Genomic DNA, 19,290 nt, shown 5'->3' with positions numbered 1-19,290 from the left:
TTCAGCGCGCTGGCAGAGAAGAAAATGACGCCTCAAAAAAAGAGGTAGTTAGCGTGCTTAAAATTGATAGTTTTGTGAGCTTCCAGGGTTCAGTACCAGAAGATTGCGCCGTACAGTTACAAAAGGCTGAGATATCAGTCACTTTTACTAACCATCTGGTGAAGGTCGCCAATTCAGACGATTGTCTGGACGGGCCGACAGCGTCACTGCCAGGCGGCAAACGGTCTGGCAGCCAGCCAGACAATAGCCACAGAAACGACGTTAATCTAACCGGCTCGTACAGCGTTGTGTCTGAGCCGCCAGTAAAGCAGCGTGGCTCTCCGGACCAGGATAAGTCGATTAAAGATTGCCAGGCGGCCATTATTGACGAGCTAAAAGCGCAGCTTAGCAAAAGGGCTCAGGTAACGGCGAATATAACCATGTCGCTGACGTTACCTGCTGATAATTCAACAGCCCGGGCGCAGAAAAACGCAGATGGAACGGGATCAAAGGAGGCCGGTAGCCCCCTCAAGCCCTGGCAACAGGAGCTTGCCCGCCAGCGAGAGGCATTCAAACTCGCGGAGCCGGCGCGAATCGCTGCGGAAAAAAAAGAGAATGAAAGGGTTGCCGCAGCCTGTGCCGCTGAAGCGCAGGCTGCGGCACGACTGGCGGCGGCAGCGAAAGAGATAGCCGAAAACGCTGCCGCCGCCGTCGCTAATTTAACGCTGGATAAAAGCGGTATTCCAATGCCGCCCCCGCCTCCACCGCCGCCGGGTACGCTAAAAAGCTATCGGGATGCTGCCAGCCAGACTGTCGCCGTAGAGACCAGGAAGAGCGATAGCCTGGTAACTATCAAGCTGCCTGCGAGTATTTTCGCTGACATCCTGTCTAAACGGGAGCAATTAGCCAACCGGGCGATGAATAATCACCGTGCTGATGAAGAGCTGAAACCGTGGCAGCAGGCCCTGCGCAAAGCACAGGCCGAGTACGTCAGCTCAGCGCCCTTACGCCAGGCGGCGGAAGAAAAAGAAGCGTTGAGGGTCGCGACAGCACGCAAAGCGGAAGCAGATGAAAAAGCACAGGCCGCCGCCGAAGCGCGCTCCCAGGCTGAGAAGAGCGCCAGGGCAGCCGCTAACTTACCGCGTGATGCTAACGGCATTCCGTTGCCTCCACCACCACCGGCAGGTGCTGGCTTCAGGCCGTAGCCTGAACCAACGCGGACCGATTGGCGCGGCATAACCAGGAAAATACAGGTTCAGGCGCAATCGTCGCAAAAAAAACGGCCCTCAGGGCCGTTTATCTGTCACGCTGGCGTCTTCAGCGTTACCTCATGGTAACAAACTCTTCCGAACCGGTCGGGTGAATGGCGACGGTGTTATCAAAGTCCTGCTTAGTGGCGCCCATTTTTAACGCGACGGCGAAGCCCTGTAGCATTTCGTCCATGCCGTAACCAATGCCGTGAATGCCGACGATTTTTTCCTCTTCACCTGCGCATACCAACTTCATACGGCAGGGCTGGCGATGCTGGGTAACGGCGGTGTACATGGCGGTAAACGCGGATTTATACACCTTCACATTCTGGTCGCCGTACTTTTCGCGCGCCTGCGGTTCGGTCAGGCCGACGGTGCCGATTGGCGGATGGCTAAACACCACGGTTGGTACGTTACTGTAATCCAGATGCTCATCCGGCTTGTTGTTAAACAGGCGCTCGGAGAGGCGACGGCCGGCGGCGACGGCGACCGGCGTCAGCTCGACGTTACCGGTGTTATCGCCAACGGCGTAGATGCCAGCAACGTTAGTATTCTGGAACTTATCGACCGGGATGTAGCCTTTTTCATCGCGGGCGACGCCGGCGGCTTCAATATTCAGGTTATCGGTAGACGGCTCACGGCCGATGGCCCAGATCAGGCAGTCAACGGTCTGCTGCTGGCCGTTTTCCAGCGTCAGCGTCAGGCTGCCATCGGCGTTTTTGCTCACCGCTTTCGGCACCGCGTTGGTGTGCAGCGTCGGGCCTTCAGCGTTCATCACTTCAACCAGCGTTTCTGACAGCAGCGGGTCGAAGCTGCGCAGCGGCGAATGCTTGCGTACAAACAGGTGCGTTTCTGAACCCAGCGCGTTAAGCACCCCGGCAATTTCCACGGCGATATAGCCGGCACCGACCACAGCCGAACGCTTCGGCAGCGCATTCAGTTCAAAGAAACCATCGGAATCAATACCATACTCCGCGCCTGGGATAGTCGGGTGCGTCGGTCGTCCGCCGGTGGCGATCAAAATATGGTCGGCGCTAATTTTCTCGCCGTTGACCTCGACGGTATGGGCATCGACAAAGCGCGCGAAGCCGCGAATAACGTCCACGTTATTTTTACCCAGTACGTTGTCATACGAGGTGTGGATGCGGTCAATATAGGCGCTGCGGTTTTTAACCAGCGTATCCCAGTTAAACTGATTAACGGTGGCGTCAAAGCCATAATCCGGCCCGTAATTTTTAATAGCCTCGGCGATTTGCGCAGCGTGCCACATCACTTTTTTCGGCACGCAGCCAACGTTTACGCAGGTGCCGCCAAGATCTTTTGCTTCAATCAGCGCGCATTTCTGTCCGTACATGGCGGCACGGTTAATCGATGCGATTCCTCCGCTGCCGCCACCAATGGCGAGATAATCATAATGTCTGGTCATTAAAGCGTTCCATCTGGTAAATGAGGTTGGCCTGATAATAATGGCCCTAAGTGTAACGCCTGCGTCGGCGATTCCGTAAAGTTTGCACCAATGATTGCAATAGGGGAAGGGCAGCGGCATTTCCGCCTGTGGCAAAGGCCGGTAAAAACGTTACACTCAGCGCAGTTGGCAACCTGGGAGATGGCATGCAACTTCAATTTCTTGGCACCGGCGCGGGCATGCCCAGCCGGGAGCGTAACGTCACCAGCATCGCCCTGAACCTGTCGGAGCGACCGGTTAGCTGGTTGTTTGATTGCGGCGAGGGCACCCAGCATCAGATCCTGCGCACCGCGATCAAACCCGGACGGATCGAGAAGATCTTTATTACCCATTTACACGGCGATCATATTTTTGGCCTGCCTGGCTTTCTTACCAGCCGCTCAATGAGCGATAGCAAAGGCCCTTTAACCCTGTACGGCCCCCCAGGGATCCGGCACTTTGTTGAAACGACACTCTCGCTTAGCGGTTCATGGGTCTCTTTTCCCATGGAGATTGTTGAGGTCGGCGCCGGAACGGTTTGCGAGGACCACAGCCACCGGGTTATCGCCGCACCGATGAACCATCCTGTTGAATGCTATGGCTATCGCATTGAACAAAAAGATAAGCCCGGCGCACTGGACGCTGACCGGCTTACTGCCGATGGCGTGCCGCGCGGTCCCTGGTTTTACGATCTCAAACAGGGGCGGCAGGTTACTCTGGCGGACGGACGGATTATTAACGGCTGGGATTACGTGCAGCCGGCAATAAAGGGCAAAACGCTGACGATTTTCGGCGATACCTCGCCCACCGATGCAGGGTTAATGCTAGCGAAGGAGGCGGATCTGATGGTGCATGAGGCCACGCTGGAGGCGGCAATGGAGCAAAAGGCGAATAGCCGCGGTCACTCCTCTACCGTGCAGGCGGCGCGCGTCGCGCAGCAGGCTGGCGCGCGGCGGCTGATTATTACCCATCTCAGCTCACGCTATCAGCGCGAAGCGTGCCCGCGCCTGCTGGCGGAGTGCCGGGCCATTTTTCCGGCAACGGAGATGGCCCATGATTTTTCGCTGTTTAATCTGTGATCACTCCGGCACCAGCCAGCTGACGCTGGTGTGACCGATGCCGGCAGGTACCAGCTTTTCATGCAGCCAGGGTAACAGCGATTTCATCTGCTGTTCCAGCCGCCAGGGCGGATTGACCACCAGCATGCCGGAAGCGGTCATGCCACGCTGATCGCTGTCGGGGCGAACCGCCAGCTCTATCTGCAAAATGCGGCGAATACCGGTAGCTTGCAGCTCGTTGCACATCCTTTTCACCTGCTGACGCAACACCACCGGATACCAAAGGGCGAATACCCCGGTGGCAAAACGCTTGTAGCCTTCGTGAATGCCGCTGACCACGGCGTGATAATCGCTTTTCAGCTCATAGGGCGGGTCAATGAGGATCAGCCCGCGACGCGACGGCGGCGGCAAGCGGGATTTTAGCTGCTGGTAGCCGTCGGCCCGCTCAACCCGGGCGCGGCTCTCTTTCTGAAACTCATTGCGCAGCAGCGGGAAATCGCTGGAGTGCAGTTCGGTCAGATGTAGCTTATCGTCGCTACGCAGCAGGTGGCGGGCGATCAGCGGCGAACCGGGGTAAAAACGCAGCGTGCTGCCCTGATTAAAGGCGCGTACCGCACCGATGTAAGGCTTCAGCAGCTCCGGCAAGTCATCCTGCTGCCAGATGCGGGCAATGCCCTCAAGATATTCTCCGGTACGCTCGGCGTGCTCACCGCTCAGCTGGTAACGTCCGGCTCCCGCGTGGGTATCAAGATAGAGAAACGGTTTCTCTTTCTCTTTTAGCCCTTCGATTATCAGGCTCTGAACGGTGTGCTTGAGGACATCGGCGTGGTTGCCGGCGTGAAAACTGTGGCGATAGCTAAGCATGTCTGAAGATTTATCCGATGGGAAAAGCGTGAATGCCGCGTTGATAAGATTGATGACAACGTACCCGTAGGCCGTCATCACTCCGTTTCTGCGACAAGGTTGGCGTCAGTATAACCTGTTAGCCGCGGAAATGCCCTGCCGGCGGTGACAGGCATTGATTTCTATTACGTTTGGCCCCATGTTACTGGTTATCGCGCGCAGCACAGCTGCCTCCCATACACGATAAAAAGGACCGTGCTATGACGAATCCGCTTCTGAGTAATTTCACCCTTCCGCCTTTCTCCGCCATTAAGCCTGAACACGTGGTTCCCGCCGTGCAGCAGGCACTGGACGACTGCCGCGCCGCAGTTGAAAAAGCGGTAGCGCAGGGCGCGCCCTGGAGCTGGGATAATCTGGTACAGCCGCTGGCGGAAGTGGACGACCGTCTCAGCCGGCTGTTTTCGCCGGTCAGTCACCTGAATTCGGTTAAAAACAGCCCCGAACTGCGCGAAGTCTACGAACAGGTGCTGCCGCTGCTGTCAGAATATGGCACCTGGGTCGGCCAGCATGAAGGCCTGTATCAGGCTTATCGTAATCTGAAAGACAACGGTAGCTACGATTCGCTGACGCTGGCGCAAAAGAAAGCGGTGGATAACGCCCTGCGTGATTTTGAGCTGTCCGGTATCGGCCTCTCTAAAGAGAAACAAAAGCGCTACGGCGAAATTGCCGCCCGCCTCTCCGAGCTGGGATCGAAGTACAGCAACAACGTGCTTGATGCCACCATGGGCTGGAGCAAGCTGATTAGCGACGAAAGCGCGCTGGCAGGCATGCCGGAAAGCGCATTAGCGGCCGCCAAAGCGCAGGCTGAGGCCAAACAGCAGCCGGGCTGGCTGTTGACGCTGGATATCCCCAGCTATCTGCCCGTGATGACTTACTGCGATAACGCCGCGCTGCGCGAAGAAATGTACCGCGCCTATTCTACCCGCGCCTCCGATCAGGGGCCGAACGCCGGTAAGTGGGATAACAGCGAGGTGATGGCCGAAGAGCTGGCGCTGCGTCACGAGCTGGCCCAGCTGTTGGGCTTTGACTCCTATGCAGATAAATCGCTGGCGACCAAAATGGCGCAAAGTCCGGCGCAGGTGCTGGAATTTCTCGGCGATCTGGCGAAACGCGCCCGTCCGCAGGCGGAAAAGGAGCTGGCGCAGCTACGTGCGTTTGCCAAAAAACAGTTCGGCGTTGATGAGCTGCAACCCTGGGATCTGACCTATTACGGCGAGAAGCAAAAGCAGCATTTGTATACCATCAGCGACGAGCAGCTGCGGCCTTATTTCCCGGAAGAGCGCGCGGTTAACGGTCTGTTTGAAGTGGTAAAACGTATTTACGGCATCAGCGCGAAAGAGCGCAAAGACGTCGATGTGTATCATCCTGACGTGCGCTTTTTCGATCTGTTTGATGAAAGCGGCGAGCTGCGCGGCAGCTTTTATCTGGATCTTTATGCCCGCGAACATAAGCGCGGCGGCGCCTGGATGGATGATTGTGTTGGCCAGATGCGTAAAGCGGACGGTTCGCTCCAGAAGCCCGTTGCCTACCTGACCTGCAACTTTAACCGCCCGGTCAGTGGCAAACCAGCGCTGTTCACCCATGATGAAGTGACCACGCTGTTCCATGAGTTCGGCCATGGTCTGCATCACATGCTGACGAAGATAGACGTGCCGGGCGTTTCCGGTATTAGCGGTGTGCCGTGGGACGCCGTCGAATTGCCAAGCCAGTTTATGGAAAACTGGTGCTGGGAGCCTGAAGCGCTGGCGTTTATCTCCGGTCACTATGAAACCGGCGAACCGCTGCCGAAGTCGCTGCTGGATAAGATGCTGGCGGCGAAGAACTATCAGGCGGCCTTGTTTATCCTGCGCCAGCTGGAGTTCGGCATGTTCGATTTCCGTTTGCATGCCGAGTTCAACCCGGCAAACGGCGCGCGCATTCTCGAGACCCTGGCCGAGATTAAAAAGCAGGTGGCCGTGGTGCCAGGCCCGTCCTGGGGCCGTTTCCCACACGCTTTCAGCCATATCTTCGCCGGCGGCTACGCAGCGGGATATTACAGCTATCTGTGGGCCGACGTGCTGGCTGCGGATGCGTATTCGCGCTTTGAAGAAGACGGTATTTTCAACCGCGCTACCGGCCAGGCGTTCCTCGATAGCATCCTGACTCGCGGTGGTTCCGAAGAGCCGATGGCGCTGTTTAAACGCTTCCGTGGCCGCGAGCCGCAGCTTGACGCCATGTTGAAACACTACGGCATTCAGGAAGCCTCCGCGGCGTGAAAATCTGCCTGATCGATGAAATGGGCGCCGGTGACGGCGCCCTGTCTGTTTTGGCCGCGCGCTGGGGGCTGGAGCAGGATGAAAACCGGCTGATGGCGCTGGCGATGACGCCCGCTGGCCTTGAGTTGCGTAAGCAGGATGAGCCGAAGCTCGGCGGGATCCGCGTCGACTTTGTCGCCGGCGCGCTCGCCCACCGACGCCGTTTTGGCGGCGGCCGGGGCGAGGCCGTAGCCAAAGCGGTGGGCGTTAAAGGCAGTTATTTGCCTGATGTGGTCGATGCCACCGCCGGGTTGGGACGCGATGCGTTTGTACTGGCCGCCATCGGCTGCCGGGTCAGAATGCTGGAACGCCATCCGGTGGTGGCGGCGCTGTTGGATGACGGCCTGCAGCGCGGCTATCAGGACGCGGAAATCGGCGTCTGGCTGCGCGAACGCCTGACGCTGCTGCACGCCTCAAGCCTGGCGGCCCTCGACGAGCTGAGTCCGCGTCCGGCAGTGGTTTATCTCGATCCGATGTATCCCTATCGCCAGAAAAGCGCGCTGGTCAAGAAAGAGATGCGCGTTTTTCAGACCTTAGTCGGCGCAGATCTGGACGCCGATGGCCTGCTGCTGCCGGCGCGACGACTGGCGACGAAAAGGGTGGTGGTGAAGCGTCCTGACTACGCGCCGCCACTGGCGGAAGTCGCAACCCGTTCAGCGGTGGTCACTAAAAGCCATCGCTTTGATATTTATCCACCGCTAACGTCCTGATAAAAAGGCCCTGCTTGCGCAGAGCCTTTATCTTTTTACTCTTCTTCTTCGTCCCGCAGCGGGACGATCAGCATATCAACGTGAACGGTGTTGATCAGCTGGCGTGCCGAGGACATCAGCTTGCTCCAGAAGTCCTGATGATGACCACAGACCACGAGGTCGGCATCGTACTTTCTGATGGCATCAACCAGCACCTGTCCTAAATCGCCGCTGCCGCTCAGCGTCTCGGTAATCGGGTAGCCGGCATTGGTGGAGAGTTCGGTCAGGGCATTCTGCGTTTCTTCAGAAAGACGCTGTTGCATATCGCCGAGATTAACGTCAATCAGGCCGGTATAAAGGTCGGAATAGTTTACATCTACATGGATCAGGGAAACTTTAGCGTTATGCGGCTGAGCGATAGAAATCGCCTTTTCTACCAACACTTTGCTTTCGGGAGAAAGGTCTACTGCTATCAGGATGTGTTTGTAAGCCATGATAAAACTCCTTCCATAAGACACGCGGGGTCAGTCGCGAATATATAATCCTCGGTTGCACCACAATTAACTAACAGCGTTTTAAAACCCGGCGCAATGTATGAATTTCTTTGTTACCGGCCTGATGATTCGCCGTCCGGCATGACAATTATTTTAATGACAAACAGTATAGACCTTCAATGACTTGTGCACTGTGGTGCAACGCATTGTTTAACTTTTTTATGGGCGTTTTCCCGGTTTTTTTTCCATGACGATGTCATGCAGAAAACATTGGTGGAAAATTTTAGTTCAGATCTCCTACACTATTTAAAGACGCTTGTAACTGACGGCAGGCGCCTTTCTCTTCTGCATTAACAAAAACAATTTATGGCTATCTGGTGGTTGGCTACACCTGTAGGGCGTATCTGGCGCTGCTGCGCTGCATCCGCCTCTGCGGTCTTCAGCCGGGAGGGATATATGATCAGCACTATCGCACTGTTCTGGGCTTTGTGTGTGGTTTGTCTGGTGAATATGGCGCGGTACTTCTCTTCTTTGCGAGCGTTGCTTATCGTATTACGCGGTTGCGATCCGCTGCTGTATCAGTACGTAGACGGCGGTGGTTTCTTCACCGCCCACGGCCAGCCGGGCAAGCAGGTACGGTTGGTGCGCTACATCTGGCTGCAGCGCTATCGTGACCACCATGATGAAGAATTCATCCGGCGCTGTGAGCGGGTTCGCGGGCAGTTCATCCTGACCAGTGCGCTCTGTGGCCTGATTATGGTCAGCGCCATTGCGCTGGCGATATGGCACTGATACCGCTAAAAAAGCGAGGCCGGGTAAGACCCGGCCTGCGTATTACACCAGCTTGAGAGCCAGCCAGTAAAGCACGCTTGACAGCACGATGCAGGCCGGCAGGGTCAGTATCCAGGCCATCAGGATATTTTTTACCGTTTTGCCCTGCAAACCCCCGCCATCTACCAGCATGGTTCCCGCCACAGAAGAGGAAAGCACGTGGGTGGTGGACACCGGCATGCCGGTATAGCTGGCGATGCCTATCGACAGCGCGGACGTCATCTGCGCCGACATACCTTGCGCATAGGTCATGCCGTTCTTACCGATTTTTTCACCAATGGTGGTCGCTACCCGGCGCCAACCGATCAGCGTACCGAGGGAGAGCGCCAGGGCAACGGCGACGATAATCCATACCGGTGCGTATTCAACGGTGTTGAGCAGATCGCCCTTCAGCTTCTTCAGATAGCGCACATCATCGCTGTCGAGGCCGGACAGCTTGGTGGTTTTCTCGGTAGCATCGGAAATACACATCATGATGCGACGCATCTGGCTACGCTGATCGACGTTAAGCTGATCAAAGTTTTTCAGATTAGTGAGCAGCTGCTGAGCGCGCTCAATGGAGTGCATGGCGTTAGCCGTGTTGCAGTGAAAACTGTGCGGGCCGGTTGGGGTCTCTTCCGGCGTCGGAACCGCAGGCGGCGTTAGCGCTACCAGCTGCTTCAGCACGTTATCGTTTTGCAGATAAAACTGCTGCAGATGGTTTACCGCATCCCGGGTACGCATGATGTCGTAGCCTGAGGCGTTCATATTAACCACGAAGCCCGCCGGCGCAACGCCGATCAGCACCAGCATGATCAAGCCAATCCCTTTCTGCCCGTCATTGGCGCCATGGGAGTAGCTGACGCCAATCGCCGAAACGATCAGCGCGATACGCGTCCAGAACGGCGGTTTCTTTTTACCATCAATCTTTTCGCGGTCCGCTGGCGTCATATGGATACGCGCGCGTTTTTTGGTACCGCTCCAGTAGCGCCGCAGCAGGAAGATCAGCAAACCCGCGATCACCAGACCCACTATCGGTGAAATGACCAGCGCCAGAAAGATTTCAATCATTTTGGGGATGTTCAACGCATCAATGATCGAACTGTGGCTAACGAAGGCATTGGTGAGGCCAATACCGATGATTGAACCGATCAGCGTATGAGAACTGGAGGCGGGCAGACCAAGATACCAGGTACTGAGGTTCCAGATAATCGCCGCCAACAACATCGAGAACACCATTGCCAGCCCCTGCGCCGAACTGACGTTCAACAGCAAATCGGTTGGCAGTAAGTGCACGATGGCGTAGGCAACGCTCAAACCGCCGAGCAGCACGCCGAGGAAGTTAAACAACCCGGCCATGCCGACCGCCAGTCGCGCGCGCATGGCACGGGTGTAAATCACCGTCGCAACTGCGTTAGCCGTATCATGGAAGCCGTTGATTGCTTCGTACATGAGGACAAAAAGTAGGGCAAGTACCAGCAACAGACCAGTATGAAAATCAAGACCAGCAAAAAGATGAAGCATAACGTTAAGCCATTTTGGAGGACATGAACGCGGCGCATTATCGGTGACAAAGCCCCATTGGGAAAGGAAAATGTGGACTTATTTTTGTCATGTTTTGATATTTATATCGTCCAGGCGCCATAAAGCGGTTATGAAACAGAATATTATTTCGTCGGTCCGGGAATGACATCATTATGGCTGGTAACCGCAGCCTCAACCCCTTACAATCAGCCTCTTTTTACCGTCGGGCAGATGATTGCGTGCAGAAGTTTGATGTCATTATTATCGGAGCAGGCGCCGCAGGTCTGTTTTGTGCCGCGCAGGCGGGGCAGAAAGGATTGCGCGTTTTGCTCCTCGATAACGGCAAGAAGGCCGGACGCAAGATCCTGATGTCCGGCGGCGGCCGCTGTAATTTCACCAATCTGCATGCGCAGCCTGGCGCCTACCTCTCCGCTAACCCGCATTTCTGCAAATCGGCGCTGGCGCGCTATACCCAGTGGGATTTTATCGATCTGGTTAATCGCTACCAGATCCCATGGCATGAAAAAACCCTCGGTCAGCTGTTCTGTGATGACTCAGCGCAGCAAATTGTCGATCTGCTGCTGAGCGAATGCGCAACCGGCCAGGTGACTCTGCGCCTGCGCAGCGAGATTTCCGCCGTGGCGAAAACCGCCGGGGGCTTTGAGCTGACGCTGAACGGCGGCCAGGTCTGTGCGCCGCAGCTGGTGGTTGCCTGCGGCGGCCTGTCGATGCCTGGTCTGGGCGCTTCGCCGTTCGGCTACCGCCTGGCGGAACAGTTCGGCCTGAACGTGCTACCCACGCGCGCCGCGCTGGTGCCTTTTACCCTGCATAAACCGCTGCTGGAGCAGTTGCAAACGCTGTCCGGCGTTTCGCTGCCGTCGCGCCTGACGGCAGAAGACGGCACGGTGTTCAACGAAGCGCTGCTATTTACCCATCGCGGTCTTTCCGGGCCCGCCATACTCCAGCTTTCCAGCTACTGGCAGCCGGGCGAGCATATCAGCATCGACCTCTGCCCCCAGCTGTCCCTGGACGAACTGATTGATAGCGAACGTCTGACGCAGCGCAATCTCAGCCTGAAAAACTGCCTGGCGAAAGCGTTGCCGAGGCGTCTGGTCGAAGTGCTACAGCAGCTGGAAATTGTGCCGGATGTGAGCCTGAAGCAGCTTAATAGCAAGCAGCAGGCAGCGCTGACGGAAACGCTGCATCAGTGGCGCATCCAGCCTAACGGCACCGAAGGCTACCGCACGGCGGAAGTGACCCTCGGCGGGGTGGATACCAGGGGGCTTTCCTCAAAAACCATGGAAGCGATTAGCGTCCCTGGCCTGTATTTTATCGGTGAGGTGGTCGACGTCACCGGCTGGCTGGGCGGCTACAATTTCCAGTGGGCATGGAGTTCGGCCTGGGCGTGCGCGCAGGCGTTGTAATAGCTGAATAGCCGGTAGCGAGAAATTCCAACGAAACCCTGAACGCGGGAAAGTAGAATATCGCACCACCGTTTTTAAATGAACAAGCATATATATAATGTCATTTCGCTAGTTTATGGTGAAAATGGCAGGAGTTAGTTTCCAATATTGCTAGAAAATAACTTTAAATATTCAGTTTTGCTATTTACTACCCGCATTAACGAGAGGATTAATGGATGACATTATTGAGAAACGAAAAGTAATATTTTGAAGTCAGATTAGAAATTTTTAACTAAAGTCATGCGCTGGATCACATTGTAAGCCATCCTTTACAGACTTAAAATGTGACGGGCGTTGATTAAATAATCAGACGAACGTGGTGTCGTTAGTGCTGATAAGATCCAATTTATTCTGCTATTTCTCCGAGGATTTTTCGTTTAAAACTCAGCAATTATTTTTTGACTGCTTGCTCCGCAGCCAGCCAGAGCTGCGTTTGTTCATTCATCTATCTACAGAACGACACGCCACAAAAAAAATCAGCAACATAAATAATATTTGGAATCTATTGGTAATTTTTTGTAGCATTGTTCGGATTTTCTGTACACAGTTATCAGGAATTTGGCTTTATTTAATAAAGAACGGGGCTAGACTGTAATTAAGTTGAAAGTTTGTCGCTAAAATAAATTGAACAGTTGTGTTGACTATTTATGATAAATAGCAGGCAGCTTATGTAAAAAATATCTTTAGAACACCGAATCCTCATCAGTGTTATTTTTTGATGATTAATTGGTGTGGCGTTTAAAAAACACGTAATTACGTGGGGAACTATTCTATTAAGCATTATATATAGGTTGATTGAAAATAAACCTATAAGGTAATGAAAATGAATTCGCTCAGCGCGCTTGCCCTGAACATGATGACCTTTATTTAATTATTATCATTACAAAATCTGAAAATTTCTAATTTCATCTCTTTTAGCAATAGCGAATTTTTTATCATTGAAGGTTATGCCTGTTTTAAACGAGCCTGAATTAAGGCGGTGAGACGGTAAACCTTCGCATAATTTATTACCTGGTGGAGCGCCTTCATGTCAAACATTCCCGGTTTTGAAAAAAACAGTCTTAATAATATCCCTCTTGGTGGACTACCAAATTATGAACATGACGAGTACCGGGGTGCTGACGGTACATTCGTGCAGGGATGGAAAGTTGGACATGCCGTCGGTATTCTTGCACCAACGAATCAGGCAATAAGTGAAGCAAATAGCAATCCTTCAAGCAAAATAAAAAATGTTCAAACGGCTGTCAGGCTTGTTTATAAGAAAGTACGTGGCAATATCTGGCATAGTATGTCACTGAAGAAGGGACACAAGTATACTTTCAGCTGGTATGACTTAGCGGACCCCTATGTCGGAGATGACCATAAGACTTACTTCATTAATCAGGATTATACCGTTCATATTGATTTAAACAAAGAAGACCCCGGCAACGGTGGACGGGGAAGCGAACCTGTCAGTGATAATACCTCCGTCTATGGCCAGTCTTATCCCCAGAGAGCGTTGAACGTGTACTGGGATAAAAAAACAATCACTTTTCAGCCAACTGTGGATGGTGTTTATTTTATATCGTTCCAGGGGCCTTCTCATGTCGATACGACCAGGGACCGGGGTGCGATTATTAGCGCACTTAATGCGGAAGACGTAGATAACAAAGACGTCAGTAAGCTGCGTATCACCTGCGTTCCCGCCACGCTGAAATTAAATAATGACAGCGACAGTGAACATGTTGTGACAGACAAAGACTGGACGTTCACGCTTTATCATTTGACTGACGGACAATGGGTCGCGGATCAAAGCGAAACCGCCCTTTACTTTAAGCTGGATGGCGGCGATGGCATTCAGTTTAACCCGCCGACAACGTACTGGAAAATCACTAAAGATGAGGGCGAGTCGACTGTGATGATCCAGGCCGGTAGCATTGTCGCCCATAATCTCACTAACACCACGCGCAATCTTCACGTTTATATTAAAGGTGATAATGAGGCTTATCAGGAAATTACTAATACTGGTTTCCTTAATAACGATGAATTTAAAAAAGAGTCACCCTATATCATTCATATAAAACAAGATTCGGATGGCGAGAATAAATGGACGCTAACAGGTTCACTGCCTGACACACTGCAAAAAGCGCAGGATTTCGAGTTCACCCTATCAAAAAATGGCAAGCCAGCCCCCGGCGAAACTATCAGCTTGACGTTCACTCCTGATACCTATCTCACCGCGCAGTTATTGCAGGATAAAACCAACGGTGAAGGTAAGATTACCCTGCATCTGGCGCCCAAAACCGGCGTTAACGGCACCACCACCGTTAAGTTGTCCCATAAACTTAGCGGTCAGACTTATCAACACGACATTAAAACGTCTGCACAAAGCTATCGTTATCATTTTATTGTGGAAGATTATCTTCAGCATCCATTACCCGACGGTGTCATTCACTGGAAAGAAGATAAGCAAGAGCAGATGTATGTAAAACTGGTTGATTCGACCGGACAGGTCATCAGCGGAATAGACATCAACATGGCTGTTTCCGGCCCTGGGCTGAAAGATCTGGAAGCCCAGTATAAAAAATTTAAATCGGCGTCTCCCTACAAGCTGGTTTATGTACAAACCACAGTTAATGGTGGGCAGGGTACTATCACCCTGACTGCAGATGATACTGAACCGAAGGTAATTAATATAAATTCAGACAATATCGGTCAGCGGAGGCTTATCGTGACGCCAGGAGAAATAAGCCTGGCGCCGGGAGCAAAATCAACCAAAGATGTAGAAGTTACTTTCGAACCGGATATTGATAGCGGTTCGCCGCCGATAGTAACGTTTGAAATTACCGGTAGCGTTGGTGATAAGTTAACTATCCGGGATATCAATAATGAAAAACGTTCCAAAGGAAAATTACAGGCGACACGACAGAACGGCACCTGGATTATACAACCGGAAATTGAGGTTGATGCTGATGCTAACGGCGATGCAAACATCCGCTTCTATGTTGAAGGGGATACAGGGGGCTATGCTGAGGCGACTCTGACGGTTCATGTCGTTCTGGTAGACCATGTTGACTGGAGCACCACTTCTGAGCCGGTGGAACTTACTGCCGGTGAGGACACCAATCTGAATATTTACGTCAGAGCATATGATAAACAAGGAAAACAGATACCTAATTTTATTCTGGAGCTGCATATTGATGACGCCAGAGACGGTATCTCAGCACATTTCATTGACGGTAATAAAAAGGTGGAGACAGTTCATGGCGAAAACGGCAGAGCTAAAGTGCCCGAAATGACGACCACAAGTAATTCGCTCGGTACTTTTTATTTGAGAGCAATGTTACCAGGCGGCAATAAATATCTGGAAAAAGCACTGAGCTTTAAAGTTAGCGCAGCGGTTAAGCCAGATAAAATTGAAATTCATCCTGCGACAATAGAGCCCATTTCCAGTGGGGATAATCAGGAGGGTTGGGATAGTAACATCTACGCTCAGTACACCTCTGGTGGTGGGCATATCGTTAAATCCGGGAAAATCACCTTTACCTTGCAAGGCAGCGTTTCATTCAGCGATACGGATCCGAATGTCAAGACGAAGACGGTGGCCGTAAATAATACAACTGGCCATGCTAAATGTCCGAAAATTTATTTAAAAGGCGTTGGTAAATACACATTTACTGTCATTGCGTCGGGTAATGATGTGCATACTTCGCCTTCGGTAACCGTGTCGGTTGAATAAATATTCCTGACTAAAGATAGCTCTGCTAACAGGAGTAGAAAAATGGCCGTGACTAATCGGATCTCAATTGTCCAGGGAAAGGACGTGGTGGTTAGCGCCGATGGCAATTCCATCACGTTGACATCAGGTAAACCGGTATTGAAGGTGGGGGCGACTAACCAGCAGGGGCAGGCTCTCACCAACAGAAACATTGAAGTCAGGTTTCAGCATGAGAATGGTAAATTGGCAGATGAACCGGGCGCGCCCACCATTCTGCCGGAAAAAGCGGGTGATCCAGAGGAAAGCGATACGCTTCGTCCATTAGATAAAGACGGCTTCGCTGCTTTCCACCTTCATTTGCCCGTGAAGCTAAAGCAGGATATCTACCTGTACGTTAAGCTGCGGGATGAGCCGCAGGAGGAGCGTGGCACCAACCTTTTTGTCATGCAGGTGAAGCTTAAAAGCTCAACCAATCCGGATGAGGATAAAGTAACCGACCTGAAAATTGTCAGCGGCGATAAGCAAGGCATCCTAATTAGCGGCGGTGACGATTTTGTCCCACTGGTGGTTCAGGCACTGAGTAACAACGTCCCGGTGCCGGGCGTGGTGGTTAAGTTTGGCGCAGCTGAGCCTGTGGCGGGTTTTGGCGCCACCGGATGTGAAATTACGCCGGTAAACGAGGGCGTGACGTCTTCTCCCGAAGCCCATGCGGCGGCAGGCGTGCGGCGCGGAACCCGGCCCGGCGTTTTTACCGTTACTGCAACCTGTAATAATCATTCCGTTACGTTTCATCTGGCGCTGCTGCCTGAAGTCGCAAGGTTGAAATTAGTATCACTGCCGGTAGATACCTGGCCAGACGTGCCGGCAGTAAATCCTAAGCCATGCATAGCAAGACTGGTCACGGCCAGTAACCCTGGCCAGGCATGGCCATATGCGACAGTCGTGATACAACAACCCATGCTCAGCGGACCGGTTGAAATTCAGCCGATGACGTTTCCCTACAAAGGTAATCTCAGCGAAAAAGGGGAGTTACCGCCTGTTGGCGTTCATTTCAAACGAAATGCGCCATCTGATTCCTCTGGTACTTTGTCTTATTCCGTTACGGTTGCTGGCAGTGCGGAGAAACTAAAGGCTAGTTTTCCTCTATCTATCAGTCATTAATTTAAACTTAAGAATAATAGTTTTAAGAATTAAATCATAACTGACTGAGTAACGTTTTTGTCGCAATGAAGGCAAAAACAATGTCGTTTATTACAAATTGTGAGGTTTATATGACGGAAATAGCTCAAACCATTAAAGCAGCGCCTGTGCCAAATTTAGCGGCATCTGAACCACATCAACAGAATGCCCGCGCTGCGGCATCTGAATATGATGCCAGTAAAAAAGTCACTACCTTTTGGGTCGCCGACCATATGGTGGACGACGTTGATGCTACCGAAGGTCATGTATATTGCTATGAGATAAAGGATGGTGAAGATAAGTCAACATTAAAGGCAACGATTGCGCTACCAAAAATTAGTAAAGATAACTCATCGTATAATCCGGACACCGATATCCATGTTGATGTAGTCGCTCAGCCTAATTTTTTGCGCCTCAGCGTAAAATATGTGTGGGTTCCAGATTTCAATACCGGTGCTATTTATCGCTTTAAAAAAGAAGCTCCGGATGCAACCGCTGAAATTGTATTTTTTAAACCAGTAAAAAATGATGGTAATGAGCAGCTTTATCAATGGTATGATATTGGTTTGCAACCTAAGAATGGCAGTAATAAAGCAAAAGTTATAGTGGTGGATGGTTCCCGAAATGCAGATAAACTGTCTCTCTACAGTATTGAAATGGATGACCTGGACGGCGCGCTGCCAACAAATGCAGCTACGCATAATACGATAAATGATTTCTCCCACAGCCTTTCGCTAGACATGCTGGGGCATAAACCTGAGCAATTTTGTGATATTGCGGTTCTGGATAAAAAAATCTGGCTTTATCTTTATGATAGTAAACCAGATAATTGCCTGGTGTTGAATTTTAATATTGAAGATAATGGGACGTTGCGTTTCGATCAAAAGTTTGTCATCAATGGCGCAAACGGCATGACTGCTGACCCGACGAATAAATATATTATCGTCGGGAGTAAAACCGGGAAGTTATATAAGCTGGATAACACCTCATTACCCGGGACAGTAAAGCCATTAACCGAAACTGATGAGGGCACGACTTATCGCCTGATTGTTGACAATGCCGGATATATATGGACCGCCAATAAAAATAATAAACTGTACTGCTACACGGCGTTAGGTAATCTGGTGAGGGATTATACTGTGAGCGCAGATGGCGGGCCGGATAGTGGAGATCTTTCAATTATAGGGATGGCTATGCTCAGTACGGGGAATAAGTTGGTGCTGGCAGATAACGGACACCCGCAGGCTGTGATTCTTACCGTTGATGACGCGTTTAAAATTCAGGACATTGACCTGGAGTTCACTAAACCCAGTGGTGATTATGAAGCGGATGCGGATATAGACAGCGTGCCGTTGGTTACCTATAAAGCCGGGACTAAAACCCGCCATGATAAAGCTACCGAGGCAAGGCTACAAACGGCCACTAAAACCGGCACAGCGACGGCGAAATTTGATAATAAAAATCGGGCGCTGGTAACGGTTCCAGCTAGCTCTGGCGAGACGAATACGAAAAGCGTTAAGTTTAAAGCCGGGCCGGATGAAGGTAGCGTTTTACTGCTGGCAGAGGCCAGAACGATAACAGGTAAAAAATCCGCCTCTTATATTTTGAATATTACCTCTGGTGGAACTATTATTATTAAACCATCAGATAAACTTATCATCCGTCAGGGTAAAAAAATTACTCCGACGACCACACTTACCTCCAGCAATAACAAGCCGATTGATATTGACGCTAAAGATGGTACCAGCCACGTTGATTTAGCTGCGAAAACTGTCAATAGCGGCCAGCCACTGCCGGATGTCACAGCAGGTAAGAAAATTGGTACGGCGACTATTACTACTAAGTCTGGCACGAAGAATGGCCCCAATGTTGACGTTTTAATTGTCGCCATTCCTACGACTATTTTCCATCGCCCACTGGAAACAGGTGGGGATTCGGCTGTGAGTATTATCAAATCTGTCAATACAACTAAAATTACGGCCAAGGGGCATGAAACCCTGGACGATAATTCATCACCTGTCGTATCGGCTGCTTATTCTTATATTAAATTCAAACTGGAACTGTCGAGCAAAAACGCGGGTACTGTGCATTTTGTAGTTAAAACAGCTTCTCCAGATCCCCTTATTAAGATTAGTGACGCTGGTTTAACAGTCGTGGTAAAAGCTGATGAGCGAGGAATTGCCACTCTGGATAAATCAGGGATAGCACTTGAGATAGTTCCCGGTAAGAAGTTTACGCCAGAAGACGGTACAAACCAAATTACCTTTGAAATCGATCAGTCCGATAAAGGTGATGCCACTAAATTTGTAAAACCGGCTGACGATCTGCCATTGCAACTTATTAGTAGCCACTAACGGAGATGATAATAAATTACGATAAAACCGCTGCGCCAGAAGATTGGCGCAGCGTTATAGGTTTATCTGCTGATGCAGCGTGAAAATATCGTCTCTGAGAAATTGTCCCGACGCAATATGGCTAAGCGTTTTCTTGTTGTAAAAATAAGATC

General features: G+C 51.6%; 13 protein-coding genes. 9 read left to right on the top strand and 4 right to left on the bottom strand.

What is annotated here, in order from left to right; all coding sequences use genetic code 11:
- Positions 1-53: 53 nt before the first annotated feature.
- Complete coding sequence (locus BTJ39_RS19430) at positions 54-1,184, top strand: hypothetical protein (RefSeq protein ID WP_139356387.1); 1,131 nt, start codon at positions 54-56, stop codon at positions 1,182-1,184.
- 118 nt (positions 1,185-1,302) lie between these two features.
- Here BTJ39_RS19430 and gorA read toward each other — a convergent pair whose 3' ends face one another.
- Positions 1,303-2,655 (bottom strand): glutathione-disulfide reductase, encoded by a 1,353-nt coding sequence (gene gorA, locus BTJ39_RS19425; protein WP_078004373.1) that lies wholly within the window; start codon positions 2,653-2,655, stop codon positions 1,303-1,305.
- 185 nt (positions 2,656-2,840) lie between these two features.
- Between gorA and rnz the strand changes: the two genes are divergently transcribed.
- Complete coding sequence (gene rnz, locus BTJ39_RS19420; protein WP_078004372.1) at positions 2,841-3,752, top strand: ribonuclease Z; 912 nt, start codon at positions 2,841-2,843, stop codon at positions 3,750-3,752.
- Here rnz and BTJ39_RS19415 read toward each other — a convergent pair whose 3' ends face one another.
- A complete protein-coding gene (locus BTJ39_RS19415) occupies positions 3,753-4,595 on the bottom strand; it encodes a 23S rRNA (adenine(2030)-N(6))-methyltransferase RlmJ (protein WP_078004410.1) in 843 nt (280 codons plus the stop codon).
- Positions 4,596-4,834: 239 nt separating this feature from the next.
- Here BTJ39_RS19415 and prlC point away from each other — a divergent pair, with 239 nt between their 5' ends.
- Together prlC and rsmJ are read left to right on the top strand one after the other, a co-directional pair.
- A complete protein-coding gene (prlC, locus tag BTJ39_RS19410) occupies positions 4,835-6,889 on the top strand; it encodes an oligopeptidase A (protein ID WP_078004371.1) in 2,055 nt (684 codons plus the stop codon).
- Positions 6,886-7,638 carry a 16S rRNA (guanine(1516)-N(2))-methyltransferase RsmJ gene (gene rsmJ / locus BTJ39_RS19405; RefSeq protein WP_078004370.1) on the top strand — a complete coding sequence of 251 codons (753 nt, stop codon included), beginning with the start codon at positions 6,886-6,888 and terminating at the stop codon, positions 7,636-7,638. The genes prlC and rsmJ overlap by 4 nt, the downstream gene beginning before the upstream one ends.
- 35 nt (positions 7,639-7,673) lie before the next feature.
- Here the strand turns inward: rsmJ and uspA are convergent, their stop codons facing one another.
- Positions 7,674-8,111 (bottom strand): universal stress protein UspA, encoded by a 438-nt coding sequence (gene uspA / locus BTJ39_RS19400; RefSeq protein WP_078004369.1) that lies wholly within the window; start codon positions 8,109-8,111, stop codon positions 7,674-7,676.
- 456 nt (positions 8,112-8,567) lie between these two features.
- Between uspA and uspB the strand changes: the two genes are divergently transcribed.
- Complete coding sequence (gene uspB / locus BTJ39_RS19395) at positions 8,568-8,903, top strand: universal stress protein UspB (protein ID WP_078004368.1); 336 nt, start codon at positions 8,568-8,570, stop codon at positions 8,901-8,903.
- A 42-nt stretch (positions 8,904-8,945) separates the two neighbouring features.
- On the opposite strand, the gene pitA is transcribed toward uspB, so the two are convergent.
- Positions 8,946-10,445, bottom strand: coding sequence for an inorganic phosphate transporter PitA (gene pitA, locus BTJ39_RS19390; RefSeq protein ID WP_078004367.1), 1,500 nt, complete (start codon positions 10,443-10,445; stop codon positions 8,946-8,948).
- 239 nt (positions 10,446-10,684) lie between these two features.
- Here pitA and BTJ39_RS19385 point away from each other — a divergent pair, with 239 nt between their 5' ends.
- The 4 genes from BTJ39_RS19385 to BTJ39_RS19370 all read left to right on the top strand — a co-directional run bounded on the left by BTJ39_RS19385 (position 10,685) and on the right by BTJ39_RS19370 (position 19,138).
- Positions 10,685-11,869 (top strand): BaiN/RdsA family NAD(P)/FAD-dependent oxidoreductase, encoded by a 1,185-nt coding sequence (locus tag BTJ39_RS19385; RefSeq protein WP_078004409.1) that lies wholly within the window; start codon positions 10,685-10,687, stop codon positions 11,867-11,869.
- A gap of 1,066 nt (positions 11,870-12,935) precedes the next feature.
- Positions 12,936-15,626 (top strand): hypothetical protein, encoded by a 2,691-nt coding sequence (locus BTJ39_RS19380; protein ID WP_078004366.1) that lies wholly within the window; start codon positions 12,936-12,938, stop codon positions 15,624-15,626.
- A 42-nt stretch (positions 15,627-15,668) separates the two neighbouring features.
- Positions 15,669-16,766 (top strand): hypothetical protein, encoded by a 1,098-nt coding sequence (locus BTJ39_RS19375; RefSeq protein WP_078004365.1) that lies wholly within the window; start codon positions 15,669-15,671, stop codon positions 16,764-16,766.
- Between the two features lie 80 nt (positions 16,767-16,846).
- Positions 16,847-19,138, top strand: a complete 2,292-nt coding sequence (locus BTJ39_RS19370; RefSeq protein ID WP_078004364.1) for a hypothetical protein — start codon at positions 16,847-16,849, stop codon at positions 19,136-19,138.
- The last annotated feature ends 152 nt before the right edge of the window (positions 19,139-19,290 follow it).

Origin of the sequence: Izhakiella australiensis, from assembly GCF_002006995.1 — a bacterium.
In the GTDB taxonomy this organism is placed as follows: Bacteria; Pseudomonadota; Gammaproteobacteria; order Enterobacterales; family Enterobacteriaceae; genus Izhakiella; species Izhakiella australiensis.
This window is presented reverse-complemented; position numbering and strand designations above follow the sequence as displayed.